Origin of the sequence: Helicobacter pylori, from assembly GCF_009689985.1 — a bacterium.
Classification (GTDB): Bacteria; Campylobacterota; Campylobacteria; order Campylobacterales; family Helicobacteraceae; genus Helicobacter; species Helicobacter pylori_CG.
Window position 1 is genome coordinate 1 of record NZ_QBAW01000013.1, and the last position, 19,395, is coordinate 19,395.

Sequence of the window (19,395 nt, forward strand, 5' to 3'; positions counted from 1 at the left end):
TTCTAATTTCTTTTTTAACGCTTCTTTACGCGCTTGTTCTTGCTCTTTTAGGCGCGTGAATTCTTTTTCGCTTTCTAATCGCTCGCTTTCTAATTTCGCAAGCTTTTCGGCGTTGGCTTGTTCTAGTGGGCTTAAATTTTTAGCTTCTTGTGTGGTTTGGTTTAAATTTTCGCTTGTTTTTAATGGGTTTTCTTGTGTTTTGAGTAATTCCTCTTGACTGGTTAGCGGTTTTTTAGTAGTATTTTCTCCGTAGACCACTACATCGCTTAATGCGTTGTCGCTCTTAGCGGTTCTGTTCGGCTGAATAAAAGAGTGGATAATGTCAGCATCTCTTACATGATTTCTCATATACCTTTCATTCAATTTTGGTATAAAAGTCCTTAAAATCGTATCATTATCTTGCGTGATTAGCATATATAAGCGCGTATTATTTTCATCTTTAAACGCTTTGATATATTCTTTTTTAGCTATAGCGTTATCTCTATCTTTAATAAAAATTTCAATGTGAGGCTCTCTAAGAATTGGTTCTATTAAGCTAATAAATTTTAATCTATCTTGTGAGTTATCTCTCGTTTCTAAATGTTCTAAAAACCTGTCTTTATTTTCCACGCTCTCTAAAGTTTGTTTAAACTCTTCAACGCTCATGCCTTTAGGCAATGGTGTAGCGTTATCTTTTAGATTTTGGTTCAAATCTTTAAAAAACGCTTCTTTGTCTTCTATGACTTCAAAAGGGCGCGTATCTTGCTCTCTTATGCTTTTAACTAAATTGCTCGATTTAGTGGCTTCTTTGATTTCTTCGCTGGCTTGTTTGACGCCGTTGTTAAGCTCTTCAATGATTTTAAGCGTGTTGTTGCTAAAGTGTGATTTTTTAGCGCTCAGTTCTAACTGCTTACTGAAATCGCTTATTGAGTGGCTTCTTTCTAACGCTCGTTTTATGTGATACTTTAGGGCTGCGCCTGCAGTGGCTTCATTTAGCGCTTTGGGTAGTTTAATCCCTAAAATGCGATCAGGCGCGTTTCTGTATAGCGTTCCTAGCGTGAATTTAGTCCATTGGTATTTTAACGCTCCGCTTAAAGTGGTCGCTAATCCTTGGCTTAAATTTTTCGTTGTAGCTGGTTTTAGGCTTTCGGCGATCTTAGCGTCGTTTTTAAAAAGCTTATGAAAACCGCTCGCTATTGTTTGAAGTTGTTAAATTTAGAGATTTGTTAAGAGAATATTTAGGCGAGACAAACAGAGCAAGGTTATAGCAAGCAATGTTTTTTGGCTAAAGTTTTTGGTAGAAAGCCACTTAGCCATGAAAAACGCAATATCTTTAATCTATCGCTTCAAATCAATTGTTCAAAGACACATGCTACTTAAAATAAAACAAAAATCCTTGAATCAAGCCCAAGTTTGAGAGTTATCGGCTTGAAGTATTCTTTTTCTTACAATTTTTATCAATGTCAAAATCGCATGCTTTTTGCATGTATTCTTCAGCCTTTTGTTTATCTTTTTCCACGCCTAACCCATACCGATAAGACTCTGACAACCCTTCATAAGCTCTAGAAGAGCTCATATCAGCCGCCATTTTATAATAGACAATAGCCTTATCTTTGTCTGGCTCAATACCCAATTGATCATTCCCACTATAATAAATATCCCCTAAAAGGATATAAGCTTCTACATTACCCTTATGCATCGCTTTTCTAAAGCACTCTGTCGCTTTCACATAGTTGCTTGGAACGCCCCTACCCTCCATATACATGATGCCTAAGTTTATATAGGCGTTAGTATAGCCTTTCTCTGTAGCTATTCTAAAATATTCCACGGCTTTCTTTTCATCTTTAGGAACGCCCTTACCCTCTTTATACATCACACCTAAATTGTTATACCCTCTAGGTATGTCGTTATCAACCGCTTTTTGAAAATATTCAGCCGCTTTCTTGTAATCTTTAGGCACACCCCTACCATTTTCATACATGATTCCTAAAAGAACATAAGCAAGCGGCTCGCCATTTTTAATAGCGCTCTTATAAAAAGAAGCCGCTCGCTCGTATTCCTTATTATTATAAGCTTCTTCCCCTTTATAAATATAATTCCTTTTTTGTTCAAGGTGTTCTGCACCAAGAGCGCTAAATAAACACAAACCTACCAAACAAATCTTCAAGGCTAATTTGCTTGCATATCCCATTGTTGCTCCTCTGTTATTAATAAGATCAAACATAATGCCAATAGCTACCGATCTTAAAAAAGAAACTGCATGCGTTCTAGAACCAGCAAACATTCTCAAACTCCATTCTGCATACACCATTTTAGATCTAATATCGTCTCTTGTAATGAGAAATTCTACACTATTTTTATAAACTTTAAAACTAAATTTAAGATTTTCTCGCTAAAAGATCCCCCCTCCCAAAAAAATAAGGCTAAATAGGATTAAAAACCCGTATACGACAAAGAATTAAAATTCTTTCCTTGGATCCGTTGATCCATAGAAAACGCTCCCTTTAGTTTTAGGCAAAACTTGGATCGCATTCACATCACCCATGACCGGCTTAGTAACGATTTGATAGCCCATTTTAGTGAGGTTATCTTTCACATCAGCGGGCATGCCAAACTTTTCAATCCTCAATTCATCAGGCAACCATTGCATGTGGAATCTAGGGGCTGAGACCGCTTCAGAAATATTCATATTGTAATCAATGACATTGGAAATCACTTGCAACACCGTAGTGATAATCCTAGACCCTCCAGGGCTTCCTACCACCATGAAAACCTTATTGTTTTTCAACACAATCGTAGGCGACATGGAGCTTAAAGGGCGCTTATTGGCTTCAATCGCATTCGCATCGCCCCCTACTAAACCATAGAGATTAGGATTCCCAGGCTTTATGGAAAAATCATCCATTTCATTGTTCAATAAAAATCCTGCCCCATCAATACTAGCAGCGCTTCCATAAGAAGCGTTAATGGTGTAAGTAACGCTGACTGCATTCCCCCACCTGTCCGCTACAGAATAATGCGTGGTATTGCTCCCCTCATGCAACTGCCCCATTCCTGGTTTGATTTGAGAGCTTGGCGTAACCGTATCTGGCTGGATAGTGTCAAAAATCTTTTTGGCATACGCCTTATTAATCAATTTATCCACCGGCACTGAAACAAAATCAGCATCTCCCATATAAACCGATCTGTCCGCATAAGCTTGACGCATCGCTTCTGCAGCGATATGGATATTTTTAGAAGCCCCATACCCAAGGGTGCTTAAATCCGCATTTTCCATGACATTTAAAATCTGGATCAAATGCGTGCCTCCTGAACTTGGCGGCGACATAGAAATGATCTTATACCCACGATAACTCCCTACCACAGGTTTGCGCCATTTCACATTGTAACTGGCTAAATCTTCTTTAGTGATAATCCCTCCATTTTTTTTCATGTCTTTCTCAATCAAATCAGCGACTTGCCCTTGGTAAAAGCCTTTAGCGCCTAGCGTTTTGATTTGATTCAAAGTCTTGGCTAAATCTTTTTGGACAAACAAATCCCCTTCTTGATAATCAAGATGGCCTTTTTTAAAAAAATACTTTTTGCTAGAACTGTATTTTAAAAACCGCTCCCTTGCTTCTTTTAGGGTTTCTGCTTGTCTTTGTGAAATCGCATAACCATTTTCAGCCAATTTAATGGCAGGATCAATGAGTTGCGATAGTTTTTTTGTGCCGTATTTTTTCAGCATCGCTTCCATGCCCGCCACCGTTCCAGGAACCCCAGCCGCCAAATAGCCATCTTCGCTGAGTTTAGGGACTACATTGCCTTGCTTGTCTAAAAACATGTTTTTGGTGGCTTTTAAGGGGGCTTTTTCTCTAAAATCTAAGGCAACATTTTCACCATTAGCCAAATGGATAACCGCAAAACCCCCACCACCAATATTGCCTGCTGCAGGATGGACGACCGCTAGAGCAAAACCAATCGCTACAGCCGCATCAATCGCATTACCTCCATCTTCTAAAACCTTTTGCCCGATCTCACTAGCTAGCGGGTGGCTAGAAAGGGCCAAGCCTACTTTAGTGTTTTTAATGGGGGGGTAACTCGCTGCACTCAAAGGGCTTAACAAACCCAAAGAGAGCGCTATCACACCCAAGCCAATCGTTTTCAAAAAACTCCGTCTCATCTGTTTTCCTTTCAATCAACAATAATCGTTATTATAACACAAGCTTTACAAAACACCCTCTCGCTTATAGCTTATAGATGCTATTAACCATTATCGTTTGAGTGTTGGTTATAAAAAAGGCTCAAAAATGAGTTTTAAAAATAAACAGAGTTTAAAAAATAAGTTAAATAAGGCCTATTTGATAAAAACGCTATTGGCAGAAAACTTATTGTTTAATCCCCAATAAAGTGTCTATCATCCGATCAATGGCAGTAATGACCTTAGCGTTAGCCGCATAGCCGCTTTGAAACTTGATTAAATTCACCATTTCTTCATCCACGCTCACTTGCGAAATAGAGAGTTGCTCTTTTTTAATGGTCTCTAACATGCTTTTTTTAGTGTCCAAGATACGCCCTGATTTTTCAGCGTCCGTGTTGATTTTACCGGTTAAAAATTGATAAAACTCGCTGATTTTCATTGGTTTAATGTCAAACTTGTCGTTATAAAAATCCACGCTATCGTATTGCAATTGCTGCATCATGTTCGCCACATCAAAATTCCCGTTAATGGGGGCAAGCCATGGGCGGATAGTGGTAGGCTCTTTTTTGTATTCTTTATTCAAGCTGATATTAGAAGCGTCATCGCCTTGAAAAAAAGGGTTGAGTTTTAACGCTCCCATAAAATTCGTTCCGTTATCTTTCATAGAAACAAACAACCCTTGCGAAGCGTTTTTAGGCTGGATAACAAACTTTTTAGTCTCATTGTTAAAGCTCGCTGTGAAATAATCATCAAAATCGTTTTCGGTGTTGTTGTCTTGATTGTCATCGGTGTTAGCGTTAATGGCTTGGATAATATCGTTCATGGTTGTAATGGGCGTGATAGCAATGGTTTTTCTGGCGATTTCTTTACCATCGGTGTTGTAAGCAATAAGATCAAACGAGCCGTTTTTGATATTATAGTTAGTGTCTTTAAAGGCTTCATCGCTATTAAACTCCACAGGCTCGCCTTCAATATGATGACTCGCGCTTTGAGCGTAAATCGCATTAGTGGATTCTATCAAGCCCCTAGCAAAAGAATCCAACAAATCAATATAATCTTGCAATTTGCCCTTCAAAGTCCCGTTAGAGCCGTCATTATACACATTCAATAACGCCCCCACTTTTCCCTGATTGAGCTTGTCAGTAATATTAGTGAGCTTAAAATCATCGCTTTGAAAATAAACCTGGTTCAAACCCTCTTTATTTTCAGACTCTTTAACCGCTAAAGGATGGAAAATAGAGCCATCAATGATATTGAATCCATGCCCAATATTAAGGTTATAGCTCTCATCAAAATCCGCTGAGTCTTTATCGGTGAGCGAATGGGTTTTAATGCTGCTTTTAAAAACATTCCCTCCTAAAAGCTCTCGCAAATGGAATTCCAACTCATCTCGCTTATCCCTTAATTCATTCGCATGCTTTAAGCTTTTGTTATTTTCCACTTCTTTAATGCGTTTATTGATTTGAGCGATTTGAGAACCCAAGCTATTGACTTCTTTAATCACGCTTTTTAATTCTTCACTCGCCTTGTGCTGTAAGGTCGTTAATCTTTCTCTGGTGTCTTTAATGTTGTGCGTTAAAGCTTCTGTTTTTTGAGCGAGAGCCTGTTTTTGAGCGGAGTCTTTGGCGTTTTTAGACAATTCTTTCCATGAATTAAAATAATCTTGCAAATCCGTAAAAAGGCTCGCTTCATCAATGTCCGGAAAATACGCACTCGCTTCTTTTAAATGCGAAAATTCTGTATCGTAATAAGTGTTTTCGTAATTAGCCTTCGTGTAACGAGAAAAAACAAACTCATCATGCACCCTTTCAATGGCTTCTACATCCACGCCCATATTCACATTTTTAGTGCCATACATGTAAGCCTCTTGAGGCTTTGCAATCACGCGCTGGCGGCTATAAAATTCATCGCTAGCGTTAGAAATATTATTCCCCGTAACATCCACCATGCTTTGATGGGCTTGCAAGCCCGTGTAAGAAGTGTTGAGTGAAGATAAGATTCCGCCCATTTTACGCCTGCACTCTTAAAAAATGGCTCCCCACATGCCTAGAGCCTTTATAATCGCAAGTGTCATGGGGAATGATTTGTTGGATGAGCGAAGAATAAAACTCAGAAACCGCAAACGCCATGCGCGAATAAATCAAGTTTTTTTCTTTCAAAACAAGCAAGGACTCTCGCATTTGGTTTAAAAAATCGCTCGTTTTTTCGTCTAATAATTCACTCATTTCTTTATTAGGGAATTGGTTTTTTAAAGACAGCATTTGTGCATCTATATTTGCTTTTTCTTTTTCAAAAGCTTGAATCGCTAGCTGTTTTTGATGGTTTCTTTCAAAAATTTCGGCGTGTTTAGCGAGCTTGATGTCTCTTATATCGCACTCCGTTAAATCAATCAATGCTTTCAATTGGTTGAGCGCGTTTTCTAAATGAGAATGTAAAACGACCATAACAAATCCTTTGGCTCTTGTTTCAACCGTATTCAAGCAAATACTATGCCATTTTATTTGATGATAAAACCCAATTTCTTAAGGGGATAGGGGGTATTTTGGAATCACTCTCCCCTTAAAGCTCCTTTATTAAATCGCCTTTAACATTTGTTTAGCGATTGCAGCAATCACATTCACGCTCATCGCATTCCCTGCTTGGGATAGCAAATGGCTTTCTTTGAAGTTAGGATTATCTTTAATCTTAGCGATCAAACCTCTAGGGAATCCTTGTAAAAGCAGGCTTTCAATAGCGTTCAATCTTTTGATCTTGCCTTTTTGGGTATAGAACAAACCATGCCGAGAAGTCCTTAAAGTAGGAAAAACATTAAAATACAGCCTCAAATCAGATTGTCTTGTGTCTAAAACGGCGTTTTCTAAAGTTAAGATATTCTCTAAAAAAACCCGGTTGTGGTTGTATGGGTTGCGCAAGTATCTTTGAAAGGCAGCATTATTAGTATCCAAATAGCATTCATTATCTGCGTCTAAAAAATCCTTGAAACAATAATCATTGGCTAAACCTAAAGGGAAATTAAACGGGTGTTTCAAATCCTTCCTAAACCCTACGATATAAAGGCGTTCCCTTTTTTGGGCTAATTGGAAATCAGCGCTGTTTAAAATTTGATAATAAGTTGTATAGCCCGCTTCTTGCAAGGCTTTGATAATGGTTTTAAAAGTTTCTTGTTGCTTATGGTTGATCAAGCCCTTAACATTTTCAAGCAAGAAACATTTAGGCTGTTTAACTTTCAAAATGCGAATAAGCCCATAAATAATAGTCCCTCTTTCATCTTCAAGCCCCTTCCTTTTGCCATTGATAGAAAAAGCTTGACAAGGAAACCCGCTAATGAGCGCATCAAAATCGGGTAAATCATTAGGGTTGATTCGCATCAAATCCCCAAAATTATGGGTATCTTTAAAAAATAATTCATAAGTTCTAAGGGCTTCATGATTGATTTCTGCATGCCCTACGCATTTTAAACGGCATTGCTCCAAGCCCAAACGGCCTCCACCAATACCAGAACAAAAATCCATAAAAGTCAAAATTCCCAATCAATCATTCCTAACACGCAACAAAAACATGCCCTATTTAAGAGAGCGATAAACTCAAAACATAAAGAAACTAAAATTTAATGGAAAACAAAACGACAGCAAGAATAAACCCCCCTAGAAACAAAGCCCTTAAAACCCCTTATCCTATCCCCAATAAATCCTGTGCCATTTTGTGAGAAGTCTCATGCAAGTTGATTTTATACTGATTATTTTCAATAGCTTGCTTGATTTCAGCTACCCTATCAAGAGCGGCCTCGCTATTTTCAACTCTTTCATTTTTTTCCACACGCTTGTAATTCCCCAAAGATTGCACCGGAGTAAGAGAAGAAACGGCATTGATCATTGTAAAATCCTTTAATTTGATATTCATTCCACTACAGCAAGTATCGGCAAAAAAGAAAAAAGTTAATGGATTTTTGAAATCTGTTTTTGCAATTCCTTACCAAATTTCTTGGTGGTGGTGATGGGTTTTTTCCCGGTTTCTGCCACAGAGCCAAAAGATTGCGATTGCAAACTTTTAAACATAAAAAATATCAAAAAAATTAAAATATAACAAAACAAAAAAAAGCAAATGGTAGGGAACAGCCAATTCTTGAGATTAGAACCATTCATGACCTTGCCTTTTAAACGCTCCTATACCCTACTACCCATGCGAGCATGAGCAACCACAGCCCCCACCTTTCTTTCCGCCATGACCCCCATGAGCGCCACAGCAACCTGTTCCACCGCCATGGTGTGAAGCTAAAATTTCTTCTTCACTCACTTCCCTAAAACCTAAAACCTTGAAACGAAACGCTAAAGTTTTCCCGGCTAATGGGTGGTTATAATCCACCATCACATGCGTGTTGCTAAAGTCTTTGATAGTGGCTTGAATGGTTTGGTTGTCTTCAGTTTGCCCAAAAACGCTCATGCCTTTTTCTAATTCAATGCCTTCAAATTGATCTCTAGGGACTTCTTGCAAATAGCTGCTTTCATAAACCCCATAAGCTTCCTCTGGGGCGATGACAACCTCTTCCCACTCGCCAATTTGAGCCTTTAATACCGCCTTTTCTAACCCTGCTATGATTTGATTAGCGCCTATAATAAACTCTAAAGGTTCTTTAGAGATGTTGCTGTCTAGCACTTCGCTAGAACCTTGCTCCCTCACTTCATATTCAATCAAAGCGGCTTGTTTGATTGACTCTAAATCATGGTTTTGCATGGTGGTGTTTCTCCTTGTTTTCTAAGATTTTTTGCGCCATTTTAGCTTGTTCGCTTGAAGGATACAAGTGTTGCAAAGTGTTTAAAAATTTATAATAGTTTTGATCGTCTTTGATTTTTTTAAACGACCATGCCGTATGCCACAAAAGCACAGGCATGTAAGACGCTTTTTTATTTAAAAGAGCGCTCTCTTTGTAATACTTGATCGCTTCTCTGTATCTCTTTTCTCCATAAGCCACTTCTCCAAGAACATAACGCACATAATAAAGTCTGTAACTATTGGCTTCTAACCATAACAAGCGCTCTTTGGCTTCTGCATAGGATTTGTTTCTAAAAAAAGACAGAGCTTCTTGAAAAATCTCTTTTTGCTTGGACAAATCTTTATCAAACTCAACTTTCGCCTTTTCTTGGGTTTTTTTCTCTTGATTTTTTGGGGCTTCGGCTTTCAAAGAGGGGTTTTTATTGGCCGGAACGCTTGGTTTGAGCGGCTTTTCAGCTTTTTCCTCTTGTTCTTTGAGGGCTTTTTGGATTAAGGCGATTTGTGAAACCAAATCCTGGCTTAACTTGGTCAATAATTCACTCATTTCTTTGTTTTGCTTGTCTAACTGCTGGATAGCTTGTTGGTTAGCGCGAATCTCATTCCTCAAATCCTCTAAAGTTTGCGATTGTTGCTTTAATGTGTTAGCTTGCACTTCTTGCGAAGCTTTTAAGGCTCGCAAGGATTCTTCTTGGGAAAGGATAGCGTCATTGAGATCTTTAATCTTATTAGCCTGCCCCTCATAAACGCTCCTCAAACCCTCTTGAGCTTGAGTGTTAGTCTCCACTTGCGAATGGATTTTGGTCAAAATATTAGAAAAATTCTTACTGTTGATTTGCAACTGCTTGAGTTCTTTTTTAGTAGCCCCGCTTTGCAAATCAAACGCTGAAGGTTCCCCATTGAGAAAAAAGGGAGCGATAAAAGGGATAAAAAAAAGCCTTTTCATCCTAGAATTACTTCACTAATTTGACATCCACTCTTCTGTTTTCTTTGTAACATTCTCTAGTTTTTTGGGTGCATTTGGGTTTGGTTTCACCAAAACTGATGGTTTTGATCATATCTTTTTCTACCCCTTTAATGACTAAAGCGTTTTTCACGCTCAAAGTCCTTTTAACGCCAAGTGCTTGGTTGTATTCGCTAGAGCCAAATTCATCGGTATTGCCTTCCAAAAGCACCTGCATGTGGTTTTCTTTAGCTTTTTGCACGATCTCATCTAAAGTCTCTTGATCAGATTCTTTGATTTCATACTTGTCAAAATCAAAATAAATAGAAGCGATGATAGTCCCACTCTCAATAGCCGGTTTTTCTTCAACCACTGGAGCTGGCTCTTGTTTAGGCTCTTCTTTAGGCTCTTCTTTTTCTGGAGCTGGTTCTGTAGTAACAGGTGCAGTCTGAACCGTTTTAGCGCTCACATCGCCAGCCACAGTCTTATTATCCATTTTATGACTACAGCCAGCTACCAATAAAAAAGCTACCAAGAAACTAAATACAGAAGATCTCTTCATTACAAATTCTCCAAGAATCAAATTTTAATAGGTGTAAATATTAACTCACATTCGCTTAATTTAACCTTACCAATCAAAGGCTTGTATTTTCACATTCTTTAAAGGGAATAAAAAACTCTGGTTATAGTCTAGCAAAATAAGCCCCATGGCGTATTCTTGGGGTGTCTTTTTGATATACATGATATTTCTCCCATCCGTAGAAAAACGAGGCATCTGGTTAGAGCCATTCACGGTAAGCCTGCGGATATACTTGCTGTTTAGAGTGATCAGATTCAAATTAAACACCGTTTTGCCAAATTCATTAAGGTTTTCCCGGCTCACATACACAATACTATCTTTATAAGCGTCAATGGATTCATTGCTTCTTCCTTCATAAAGGAGTTGCTCCGCACTCTCTTTTAAGCCCAATTTCTTCATATAGATGTTAGGATAACCGGATCTATCCGAAACAAAAGCCATAGACTTGTCATCTTCTAAAAACACTCCTGAGACATCTATCCCAGGATAGCGCGTTATTTTGGTTTTAGTTTTTTTATGCGTGTCATACAAATACACATCCGGTTGGCCATCAGGGGCTAAAGACATTAAAATTTTAGAGCCATCAGAACTCACGCTAGAGACCACAGCCATTCCTTGAGAGCTAGCGATATTCTCATGAGTGGCTTTTTGAATGTTGTATTTTAAAATCATGGGCGTTCTTTCGCCATACTGCGTGTAATAAAACTCCGTTTGCTCAGCGTTCGCCCATTTAGGGAAAATATTGAGCCTATTGTTTTTGATGATTTCTTTTTGATAACGCATCGTATAATCCGCTAGTGCGATGTTTGTGATTCCTGGTCCAATGTATTTAGAAAAAACAATAAGGCGCTTCATCCAAGCGATAGAAGGGGCTTTTAAATAGTCATTCACCACAATGGCCATGTTGTGCGCTGCAAAAGGGTATAGATCTAAACTTACAATAGGGTAGTCAAAAGTCTTTTTGAGCGTTTCTGTATCCACATCATAAAGTTTTAATCGTGAAATTTTATTGCCGTTTTCTACCGCCACGCTCACAAGTGCTACAAGATGGACTTTTTTATCTTTGAGTTCTGCGTAATTGATAGCGCCTTGATCCTTGTTTTGAGAAACATCAAAATGCTGGCTAGTCTTTAAATCATTCGCTAAGACTTCATGCAATTTTAAAGCGTAATTGGCATCGTTATCTATAGAGTAGCGCACTTCAATCTTAGGAAGTTTTTGAATGGTTTTAATAATATCTAGTGTTTTATCTGTTGCAAAAAGCCCTATAGTGCATATTAAAAAAAGCCATAAACACCTCATTGTTCTTCCTTAGTGGTGAAATTAACTTTAATAGAAATCATGTTTCCTCCCGGGTATGGAGGAAAATCCACTTTCTTTAAATCATTTAAAAGGGTTATCACGCTGTTGTTATAATCCTTAAAATCGGAGTAGCTAAGAATGGTATAATCAAACTCCCCATCTTTAGTGATCATAATCAGCGCGCTCACTGAAGCCTTGTGGTAAAAAACCCCTTTCCAACCTTTATATAAAATTTGATAGATTTGAGCATACCACTCTTGATAAGCCTTTTCATCAACCCCATCTTGTTTAGGAATTTGCAAATCTAAAGTTTTGTTTTTAACGCTTTCTAGTTTTTGCACAAATTGATCCAAATTCTGTTGCAAACCTTTCAACATCTCTTGATTTTTTTGGTTTTTTCTTAAGCGTTGCTGTTCTTTTAAACGCCTTTGCTCTTCTTCTTGCTCATTTTTTTGCTCATCTTTTTGAGCGTTTGTGTCTGTCTTTTCTTGAAAATCATTGAGTGAAGAAAAAATATTTTCAAGGCTTTCTTCTTGTTCTTTAGGATCAATAAAATCGCCCTCCTTATCAGTTGCATTTTTTTCAACTACTTTTTCATCTTTTTTTTCTTCTGCTTTTTCAGCGATTTTTTCATCTTTTTTTTCATCGCTTGGCAAATCTTCTAAATTCAAATCAATGACTTGTTCGTTTTTTTTGCCCAAATCTAAAAGGATTTTCTCCGCTTCTTTATTGTGTCTTTCTAGCAACAAACCATATAATAACAAAGCATAGAGCAAGAACGCCAAAAAGCCAGAAACAACAAAGATCGCGCTCTTACTCATGCAAATTAGCCCTACTTTTTAAGGACTTGTGATTAAAGAAACTTTTAAAAACCCCGCTTCTTTAATCGTTTTTAGCAAATAAATCACTTTGTCATAAGTCAATCGTTTGTCCGCACGGATACTAACCCTAGTATCTTTATCGTATTTCTTAGAAAGCAAGTTGAAAGTATCCGGGAAGGAGTTGTATTCATAGGTTTGACTATCTATATAGATTTTTGCGTCTTTATCCATGCGGATCTCTATCATTTTATCTTGAGTGGCTCTAGCAGTTTTTGAACCAGAAGGCAAAGCAATCTCTTCTTTATAAGTGAGAGTGGGCGTCGTTACCATAAGAATAGCCAATAAAACAAGCATCACATCCACTAAGGGCGTGATATTGAGTTCTGGCTTGTCTTCATCCCAATAGTTATCATAATTCATAAAAACCTTCTAACTCCCTATTTAAGATATTTATAAAATCCCCTTAAAAGCTTTATTTTTTAGAAGACAAAATATCCACTTGCATCTGCACATAAACCGATAAATCATACACCTTGCGTTTTAAAATCAAGTAAAAAGAATAGGCTGGAATGGCCGCTAAAATACCTGCAGCGGTGGCGATAAGAGCCTTAGAAATAATGGGTGCGATCACTCCAAAAGAAGCTTGACCTAACGCGCCCAAATTGTTAAACGCTTCTAAAATTTCAACCACCGTCCCAAACAAACCAATAAAGGGGGCTGTAGAAGAGATGATGCTCAACACCACTAAACCCGTCGTGCTTTGCTTAAGAACTTGATGTTTCCAAGCCTGCAACAATTCATTAGAATACCTCTTGGTCTCATCATTTCTTTTTTTATTAAACATAAAATGCTCTGGAGCGTCTTGTGCTCCATTAAGAATGTTAGACAAAGATTGCATCTCGCGCCTGAGTTCAATCTTTAACACAATGCTTTTATACAAAAAGACCCATAAAGTCATCACCAAATAAAGCGAAATCCAAACTAAAACAAGCGTGGTAACAAACCCGCTCTTATTGAAAAAATAAACGATTGAATCTAACATGATTATCCCCTTAAAGAGACTCAATCTTAGCCAGCACGCTAGAGACCGCTAACCTATCAGAGCTTGCGTCCTCTAACAGCCTTTTAGCCCTAGAGATAGCATCGTCTCTGTCGTCTGATTCTTTTTTAATAAAGACCGCCCCATCGGCTAAAATATCCACCCGTTCTTTGGTAACTTCTGCATAGCCCCAATTGATCGCAATGTGCTCTTTTTGGTTTTCGGTTTCAATCTCAACCACTCCCGCCTGAAGCAAGGTGATCATGTTGCTATGCCCATAAAGCACCCCAAATTCCCCTTCAACTCCTGGCAACACAACGCTTTTAACCTCTCCTGTATAAACTTCCCCCTCAGGAACGACCACACTAATTTTTAATAAATCCATGGCAAAACCCTTAGGAATTTTTCATGTTTTTAGCTTTTTCTAAAACCTCTTGAATGCTGCCCACCATGTAAAACGCGTTCTCAGGAATATGATCGTATTTACCTTCTAAAATCCCTCCAAAGCCCTCTAAAGTCTCTTGGAGAGTTACATATTTACCAGGACTTCCCGTAAACACTTCAGCCACAAAAAACGGCTGGGATAAAAACTTCTCAATTTTTCTGGCCCTTTCAACCGTTTTTTTATCCTCTTCGCTCAATTCGTCTAAACCTAAAATCGCAATAATGTCTTGCAAATCCTTGTATTTTTGCAAAACTTGTTGGATACCGGTAGCGATTTCATAGTGCTTCTCGCCAATCATTTGAGGGCTTAAGATCCTTGAAGTGGAATCCAAAGGATCCACTGCAGGATAAATCCCTTTTTCAGCGATCTTTCTGTTCAACACCGTAGTCGCATCTAAGTGCGCAAACACAGAAGCAGGGGCTGGGTCAGTCAAGTCATCGGCCGGCACATACACCGCTTGAACGGAAGTGATAGAGCCATTTTTAGTGGAAGCGATGCGCTCTTGAAGTTTCCCCATTTCCCCAGCTAGCGTGGGCTGATACCCCACCGCTGAAGGGATACGGCCTAATAGAGCGCTCATTTCCGCACCGCTTTGAGCGTATCTAAAGATGTTGTCAATAAACATCAACACATCTAAGTCCTTTTCATCACGAAAATACTCCGCCATCGTCAAGCCGGTGAATGCGATGCGGTTCCTTGCGCCTGGTGGCTCATTCATTTGCCCATAGCACAGCGCAACTTTGTCTAAAACGCCCCCTTCTTTCATCTCAAAATACAGATCGTTCCCTTCTCTGGTGCGCTCCCCCACACCTGCAAACACCGAATACCCGTTATGCTTATAAGCCACATTGTGGATAAGCTCCATAATGATCACCGTCTTCCCTACGCCAGCCCCACCAAACAAGCCTACTTTACCGCCCTTAGAATAAGGCGCGAGCAAGTCAATGACTTTAATACCGGTTTCAAACATTTCTGTTTTAGTGCTTTGCTGCTCAAAACTAGGGGCTTTTCTGTGAATGGGCCAAGTTAAGGACGGCTTAAGAGGCTCTAAATTGTCAATGCTCTCGCCCACAACATTAAAAATACGCCCCAACACTTCTTCGCCCACAGGCACTTCAATCATCTTGCCACGAGCTTTGACGATCTGATTACGCACCAAGCCTTCTGTCATATCCATAGCAATCGCTCGCACCCGATTACCGCCCAAATGGGCTGCCACCTCTAAAACTAAAGATTTTTGAACACCATTGACTTCAAAATTAATGTCTAGCGCTTCAAAAATCGCCGGTAGATAGGATTCAAACTCCACATCTACCACAGGGCCTAAAACCTGAATGATTTTACCTTCCATCGCTTTCATCGCTCCTTAAATGTAATTTTTATTTTAGGGCTTCTACGCCTGCATTGATTTCTACTAGCTCGGTCGTAATCGCCTCTTGTCTGGCTTTATTATAAGAAATAGTTAAAGTTTTAACCAAATCTTTAGCGTTATTTGTCGCTGTATCCATAGCCTGCATTCTAGCGCTATGCTCTGCGGCTAAAGAATCAATCAAAGCATAGTATAAACTATACTCCACATATTTTTCTGCCAAAGAGTCTAAAATTTCATCTTCACTCCCGCTTGGTTCGCTAGTAATAGTCTCTTGCGTCTCATTAGGCTGAGGGTTTTGGTGGATGATTTTATACCCAATAGGCAAAATTGTTTTGACTCTTATTTCTTGGCTGATCATGTTTTTAAAGCCATTATGAATGATAATCACCTTATCGGTTTTCCCACTCAAATAATCCTCTACCACTTTTTTCATGAATTCTTGAGCGTGTTCATAATTAGGCATAGAACTCAAATTATTGATCTTGTCTAAAACCTCTATCCCGTTAAAGCCAAAATACTCATTACCCTTTTTACCAATACCGCGCAAACGCACTTTAATGTCTTTTTCTTTGTATTCATTCGTGCATGCTAAAACTTTTTTAATAGTATTAGTGTTAAAGCCCCCACAAAGCCCTTTATCGGCTGTGATAAAAATAATATCCACTTTTTTGATTTCAAATCTTTCTAGTTCCCTAAAATACTTGCTTTGAATGTCTTCAATCCCTTGATTTTTCATCTTAGATAGCACATCATCAAACACAGCGTCTAGTTTCAACGCATACGCTCTGGAATTTCTTGCAACTTCTTCGGCTTTTCTTAGCTTGGAAGTGGAAACGAGTTTCATCGCATGCGTGATTTTTTGCGTGTTTTTAACGCTTCCAATTTTCTTTCTAATGTCTCTTAAATTCGCCATATTCTAGCCGTCTCCTACTCGCTATAAGTGAGCTTAAATTCCTCTAAGACTTTTCTTAGCATGGCTTCCAAATCCTTATCTAGCACTTTTTTAGTGTGGATTTCTTCTAAAACTTGGGGGTATTTTGCTTCCAAGAAAGGGTATAGTTGCTCTTCAAAATCCACGACTTTTTTCACGCTCACGCTGTCTAAAAAGCCCTTAGCCCCAGCGTAAATAATGACCACTTGCTTTTCAATAGGCAAGGGCGAATAAGGGGCTTGTTTCAGCACTTCCACCATGCGTTGCCCCCTTTCTAATTGCTTTTTACTCGCTTCATCTAAATCAGAAGCGAATTGCGTGAAGGCTTGCAACTCTCTGTATTGCGCTAAATCCAGGCGCAAAGTCCCTGAAACCTGCTTGGTCGCTTTGATTTGAGCGGCCCCTCCAACCCTTGAAACCGACAAGCCCACATTGATAGCCGGGCGGATCCCTGAATAAAACAAATCCGTTTCTAAGAAAATTTGCCCGTCTGTAATAGAAATGATATTCGTAGGGATATAAGCTGAAACATCGCCCGCTTGAGTTTCCACAATAGGGAGCGCGGTCAAAGAGCCGGCACCCTTTTCATCGCAAAGTTTAGCCGCTCTTTCTAAAAGCCGTGAGTGAATATAAAACACGTCTCCAGGAAAAGCCTCCCTACCTGGGGGTCTTCTCAAAATCAAAGACATCTCTCTGTAAGCGACAGCATGCTTACTCAAATCGTCATAAATGATTAGGGCATGGCGGGCATGATCTCTAAAGTATTCCCCCATAGCCACACCTGAATAAGGGGCTAAATATTGCATCGCAGCTGAATCTGAAGCCGAAGCGTTAATCACAACGCTGTATTCCATCGCCCCGTATTCTTCTAATTTGCGGACCACTTGCGCGACAGTGGATTCTTTTTGCCCAATAGCCACATAGATACAGATCACATTTTGCCCTTTTTGGTTAATGATCGCATCGATCGCTACGGTGGTTTTACCGGTTTGTTTATCTCCAATAATCAATTCCCTTTGCCCGCGCCCAATAGGCACCAACGCATCAATGGCTTTAATGCCAGTTTGTAAAGGCTCATGCACAGATTTTCTGTCCATAATGCCTGGGGCTTTTTGCTCTATTAGGCTAAACTCATTCGTTTCTATCTCACCCTTGCCATCAATAGGCTCACCCAAAGCGTTCAACACGCGCCCCACAACCGCATCGCCAACAGGAACTTTCATCAAACTCTTCGTGCGTTTAACGCTAGTCCCCTCTTTAATATTGTTACCAAAACCAAACACAATCACGCCAACGCTATCTTCTTCTAAGTTAGCCGCAACGCCTTTATCCCCTGTTTCAAACTCGAGCACTTCATACGACATGACACCATTTAAGCCATAAACCTTAGCCACACCATCAGCGTATGAAACGACCTTTCCTACTTCAGCCATATCGCAATCAAGTTCAAAATTCTTGATTTTTTCTTCAATAACCGAGCTGATTTCTTCCAATTTTAGTTGGGACATTATCTTTATCTCCTTAGATTGATTAAATAGATTGAATAACCTGTTTTTCTATTTTCTTTAAAATATCTTCTTTAGAAAAGCCTATTTCTAAATCCAAGCTTGAAACGCTCAAAGAAACCCCTTTTTTAGACCAAGTGTCTTGAGCGATTTCTACAGGGGCGTTAAAATGCGCTTGCAATTTTTGTTGCACTTCTTCTAGCTCCTTATTTTCAAGCTTTTGCGGGACTAAAAGCGTGGCTTCTAAAGTCTTTTTAGAATCAAAAGACAGCTCTTCAGCGACTAATTCCAACATATCAAGCCGGTTATTTTTTAACACCACTTCCATTACAGGCTTTAAAACTGAACATGCTTTTGTGGAAGTTATTTTTTCTAAGATTTCAAATACAACCTCTTTTTTAACTTTTAAAGAAACATGAGCTAACACCTGGTTGAGTTTGTGTAATTTTATGGCTTCTGCTACATTTTTAAGCCCCACAACGATTTCTTCCAATAACGCTAGATCGCTTTTAGTGTGGTTTTTCAACGCCTTAGCATAATGCTTAGAGATCACTTTTAAATCTTGCATTTAAAGCCTTTGTTTCAAAATATTCACGCAATCTTGCGCATTGAAAGAGACTTTTTTGCTCTCTCTTAGATCTTTAAAAACGCTTTCAACCAGCTCTCTTTTGATCTTTTTAACTTCTAAATCCATCAACGCCTTAGAATTTTTGATCAAATTTTCCACATCCATTTTGGTTTGCAATTCGTATTTTTGCGTGATCGTGTAAGCTTCTTTATTCGCATCAGAAATAATCAATTCAGCTTTTTCTTTGGCTTGCTCTAATTCTTTTAGGAGTTTTTTCTTGTTTTCTTTACTCACTTTAAGTTGGGCTTGAATCTCTTCTAAGCGTTTGGAGATTTCAAGGCTTTTGGAGTGCAAAAACGCTCGCAGTTTTTTAGCTAAAAAATACCACAAAATCCCCGCAAATAAGAGGAAATTTAAAGAACGCTCTATAATGTCCGTTTGTGAAATATCCAATCCAGTAGCACACAAAGGGCTTAAAAGGATCAAAAACCCTAACACCATTTTAACTAACACCATCTATCAACTCCCTAAACCCATAGCCACACGCTTGTTTAACTCGTCTTCAAATACCGGCATTTGCGCTTGCAACTGCTCTTTTAAGACTTGCTTTTCATTTTGTAATTGCTTTGCGAACGCTTCAAACTCTTGATTGAGTTCGTTCTCTTTTTGCTTGATCACAGCGTCATAGGACTCTGTAGCTTTTTGAATCGCTTCCGCTATCATTTCTCTGTGCTTTTCAGCAGCTTCTTTAAGAATAGTCTCAATTTGATGGCCAATCTCCACGCTTTGGGTGTTATCCGTTTTGATTTTAGCCAAGCTATCCTTTATCTCTGCCTGTCTGTTATCCATAAAAGCCAACAAAGGCCTATACACCCAAACATTCATCGCCCACAACAATAACACAAACACCACAAAAACGACCGCCATTAAATAGGGGTTAACCGATATATTCATGACCTATTT

The 19,395-nt window shown here is 38.9% G+C and carries 23 protein-coding genes; 1 reads left to right on the forward strand and 22 read right to left on the reverse strand.

The window, feature by feature from the left end:
* Nucleotides 1–993 (reverse strand): DUF3519 domain-containing protein (locus DBU79_RS07170; RefSeq protein ID WP_154412005.1); only part of this gene is annotated, 993 nt, incomplete at its 3' end.
* Between DBU79_RS07170 and DBU79_RS07175 the strand changes: the two genes are divergently transcribed.
* Nucleotides 962–1,162, forward strand: coding sequence for a hypothetical protein (locus DBU79_RS07175; RefSeq protein ID WP_154411988.1), 201 nt, complete (start codon nucleotides 962–964; stop codon nucleotides 1,160–1,162). The genes DBU79_RS07170 and DBU79_RS07175 overlap by 32 nt on opposite strands.
* Nucleotides 1,163–1,399: 237 nt before the next feature.
* On the opposite strand, the gene DBU79_RS07180 is transcribed toward DBU79_RS07175, so the two are convergent.
* The 21 genes from DBU79_RS07180 to DBU79_RS07280 all read right to left on the reverse strand — a co-directional run bounded on the left by DBU79_RS07180 (nucleotide 1,400) and on the right by DBU79_RS07280 (nucleotide 19,386).
* Complete coding sequence (locus DBU79_RS07180; RefSeq protein WP_154411989.1) at nucleotides 1,400–2,170, reverse strand: HP1117 family Sel1-like repeat protein; 771 nt, start codon at nucleotides 2,168–2,170, stop codon at nucleotides 1,400–1,402.
* A gap of 267 nt (nucleotides 2,171–2,437) precedes the next feature.
* Nucleotides 2,438–4,141 (reverse strand): gamma-glutamyltransferase, encoded by a 1,704-nt coding sequence (gene ggt / locus DBU79_RS07185; RefSeq protein WP_075646514.1) that lies wholly within the window; start codon nucleotides 4,139–4,141, stop codon nucleotides 2,438–2,440.
* A gap of 205 nt (nucleotides 4,142–4,346) precedes the next feature.
* Nucleotides 4,347–6,167: a flagellar hook-associated protein FlgK gene (flgK, locus tag DBU79_RS07190; protein WP_154411990.1), complete on the reverse strand. Its 1,821-nt coding sequence runs from the start codon at nucleotides 6,165–6,167 to the stop codon at nucleotides 4,347–4,349.
* Between the two features lies 1 nt (nucleotide 6,168).
* Nucleotides 6,169–6,603, reverse strand: coding sequence for a hypothetical protein (locus DBU79_RS07195; protein ID WP_000260861.1), 435 nt, complete (start codon nucleotides 6,601–6,603; stop codon nucleotides 6,169–6,171).
* 129 nt (nucleotides 6,604–6,732) lie between these two features.
* Nucleotides 6,733–7,689: a DNA cytosine methyltransferase gene (gene dcm / locus DBU79_RS07200; protein ID WP_195834248.1), complete on the reverse strand. Its 957-nt coding sequence runs from the start codon at nucleotides 7,687–7,689 to the stop codon at nucleotides 6,733–6,735.
* Nucleotides 7,690–7,828: 139 nt separating this feature from the next.
* On the reverse strand, nucleotides 7,829–8,032 hold the full coding sequence (locus DBU79_RS07205; RefSeq protein WP_195834249.1) for a flagellar biosynthesis anti-sigma factor FlgM: 204 nt from the start codon (nucleotides 8,030–8,032) through the stop codon (nucleotides 7,829–7,831).
* Between the two features lie 62 nt (nucleotides 8,033–8,094).
* Nucleotides 8,095–8,301, reverse strand: a complete 207-nt coding sequence (locus DBU79_RS07210; protein WP_154411992.1) for a hypothetical protein — start codon at nucleotides 8,299–8,301, stop codon at nucleotides 8,095–8,097.
* Nucleotides 8,302–8,332: 31 nt separating this feature from the next.
* Entirely contained in the window at nucleotides 8,333–8,890 is a 558-nt protein-coding gene (locus tag DBU79_RS07215; RefSeq protein WP_140539813.1) for an FKBP-type peptidyl-prolyl cis-trans isomerase, read from the reverse strand.
* On the reverse strand, nucleotides 8,877–9,872 hold the full coding sequence (locus tag DBU79_RS07220; protein ID WP_154411993.1) for a tol-pal system YbgF family protein: 996 nt from the start codon (nucleotides 9,870–9,872) through the stop codon (nucleotides 8,877–8,879). Before DBU79_RS07220 ends, DBU79_RS07215 begins: the two co-directional genes overlap by 14 nt.
* 7 nt (nucleotides 9,873–9,879) lie before the next feature.
* Nucleotides 9,880–10,431: an outer membrane protein Omp18 gene (locus DBU79_RS07225; RefSeq protein ID WP_154411994.1), complete on the reverse strand. Its 552-nt coding sequence runs from the start codon at nucleotides 10,429–10,431 to the stop codon at nucleotides 9,880–9,882.
* Nucleotides 10,432–10,497: 66 nt separating this feature from the next.
* Nucleotides 10,498–11,751: a Tol-Pal system protein TolB gene (tolB, locus tag DBU79_RS07230; RefSeq protein ID WP_154411995.1), complete on the reverse strand. Its 1,254-nt coding sequence runs from the start codon at nucleotides 11,749–11,751 to the stop codon at nucleotides 10,498–10,500.
* The gene (locus DBU79_RS07235; RefSeq protein WP_154411996.1) at nucleotides 11,748–12,572 is read right to left on the reverse strand and encodes an energy transducer TonB; all 825 of its coding nucleotides are present in this window, start codon (nucleotides 12,570–12,572) and stop codon (nucleotides 11,748–11,750) included. Before DBU79_RS07235 ends, tolB begins: the two co-directional genes overlap by 4 nt.
* 18 nt (nucleotides 12,573–12,590) lie before the next feature.
* Nucleotides 12,591–12,992, reverse strand: coding sequence for an ExbD/TolR family protein (locus DBU79_RS07240; protein WP_001105106.1), 402 nt, complete (start codon nucleotides 12,990–12,992; stop codon nucleotides 12,591–12,593).
* A gap of 52 nt (nucleotides 12,993–13,044) precedes the next feature.
* A complete protein-coding gene (locus DBU79_RS07245) occupies nucleotides 13,045–13,614 on the reverse strand; it encodes a MotA/TolQ/ExbB proton channel family protein (protein WP_000887326.1) in 570 nt (189 codons plus the stop codon).
* Nucleotides 13,615–13,624: 10 nt separating this feature from the next.
* Nucleotides 13,625–13,996: an ATP synthase F1 subunit epsilon gene (gene atpC / locus DBU79_RS07250; protein WP_154411997.1), complete on the reverse strand. Its 372-nt coding sequence runs from the start codon at nucleotides 13,994–13,996 to the stop codon at nucleotides 13,625–13,627.
* Nucleotides 13,997–14,006: 10 nt separating this feature from the next.
* Entirely contained in the window at nucleotides 14,007–15,407 is a 1,401-nt protein-coding gene (gene atpD / locus DBU79_RS07255) for a F0F1 ATP synthase subunit beta (protein WP_195834250.1), read from the reverse strand.
* A 28-nt stretch (nucleotides 15,408–15,435) separates the two neighbouring features.
* Nucleotides 15,436–16,341 carry an ATP synthase F1 subunit gamma gene (gene atpG / locus DBU79_RS07260; protein WP_154411999.1) on the reverse strand — a complete coding sequence of 302 codons (906 nt, stop codon included), beginning with the start codon at nucleotides 16,339–16,341 and terminating at the stop codon, nucleotides 15,436–15,438.
* 14 nt (nucleotides 16,342–16,355) lie between these two features.
* A complete protein-coding gene (atpA, locus tag DBU79_RS07265) occupies nucleotides 16,356–17,867 on the reverse strand; it encodes a F0F1 ATP synthase subunit alpha (protein ID WP_154412000.1) in 1,512 nt (503 codons plus the stop codon).
* A 22-nt stretch (nucleotides 17,868–17,889) separates the two neighbouring features.
* Entirely contained in the window at nucleotides 17,890–18,432 is a 543-nt protein-coding gene (locus tag DBU79_RS07270; protein WP_134890504.1) for a F0F1 ATP synthase subunit delta, read from the reverse strand.
* Nucleotides 18,433–18,948, reverse strand: coding sequence for a F0F1 ATP synthase subunit B (locus DBU79_RS07275; protein ID WP_000244688.1), 516 nt, complete (start codon nucleotides 18,946–18,948; stop codon nucleotides 18,433–18,435).
* 3 nt (nucleotides 18,949–18,951) lie between these two features.
* Nucleotides 18,952–19,386, reverse strand: a complete 435-nt coding sequence (locus DBU79_RS07280; protein WP_154412001.1) for a FoF1 ATP synthase subunit B' — start codon at nucleotides 19,384–19,386, stop codon at nucleotides 18,952–18,954.
* Between the last annotated feature and the right edge of the window lie 9 nt (nucleotides 19,387–19,395).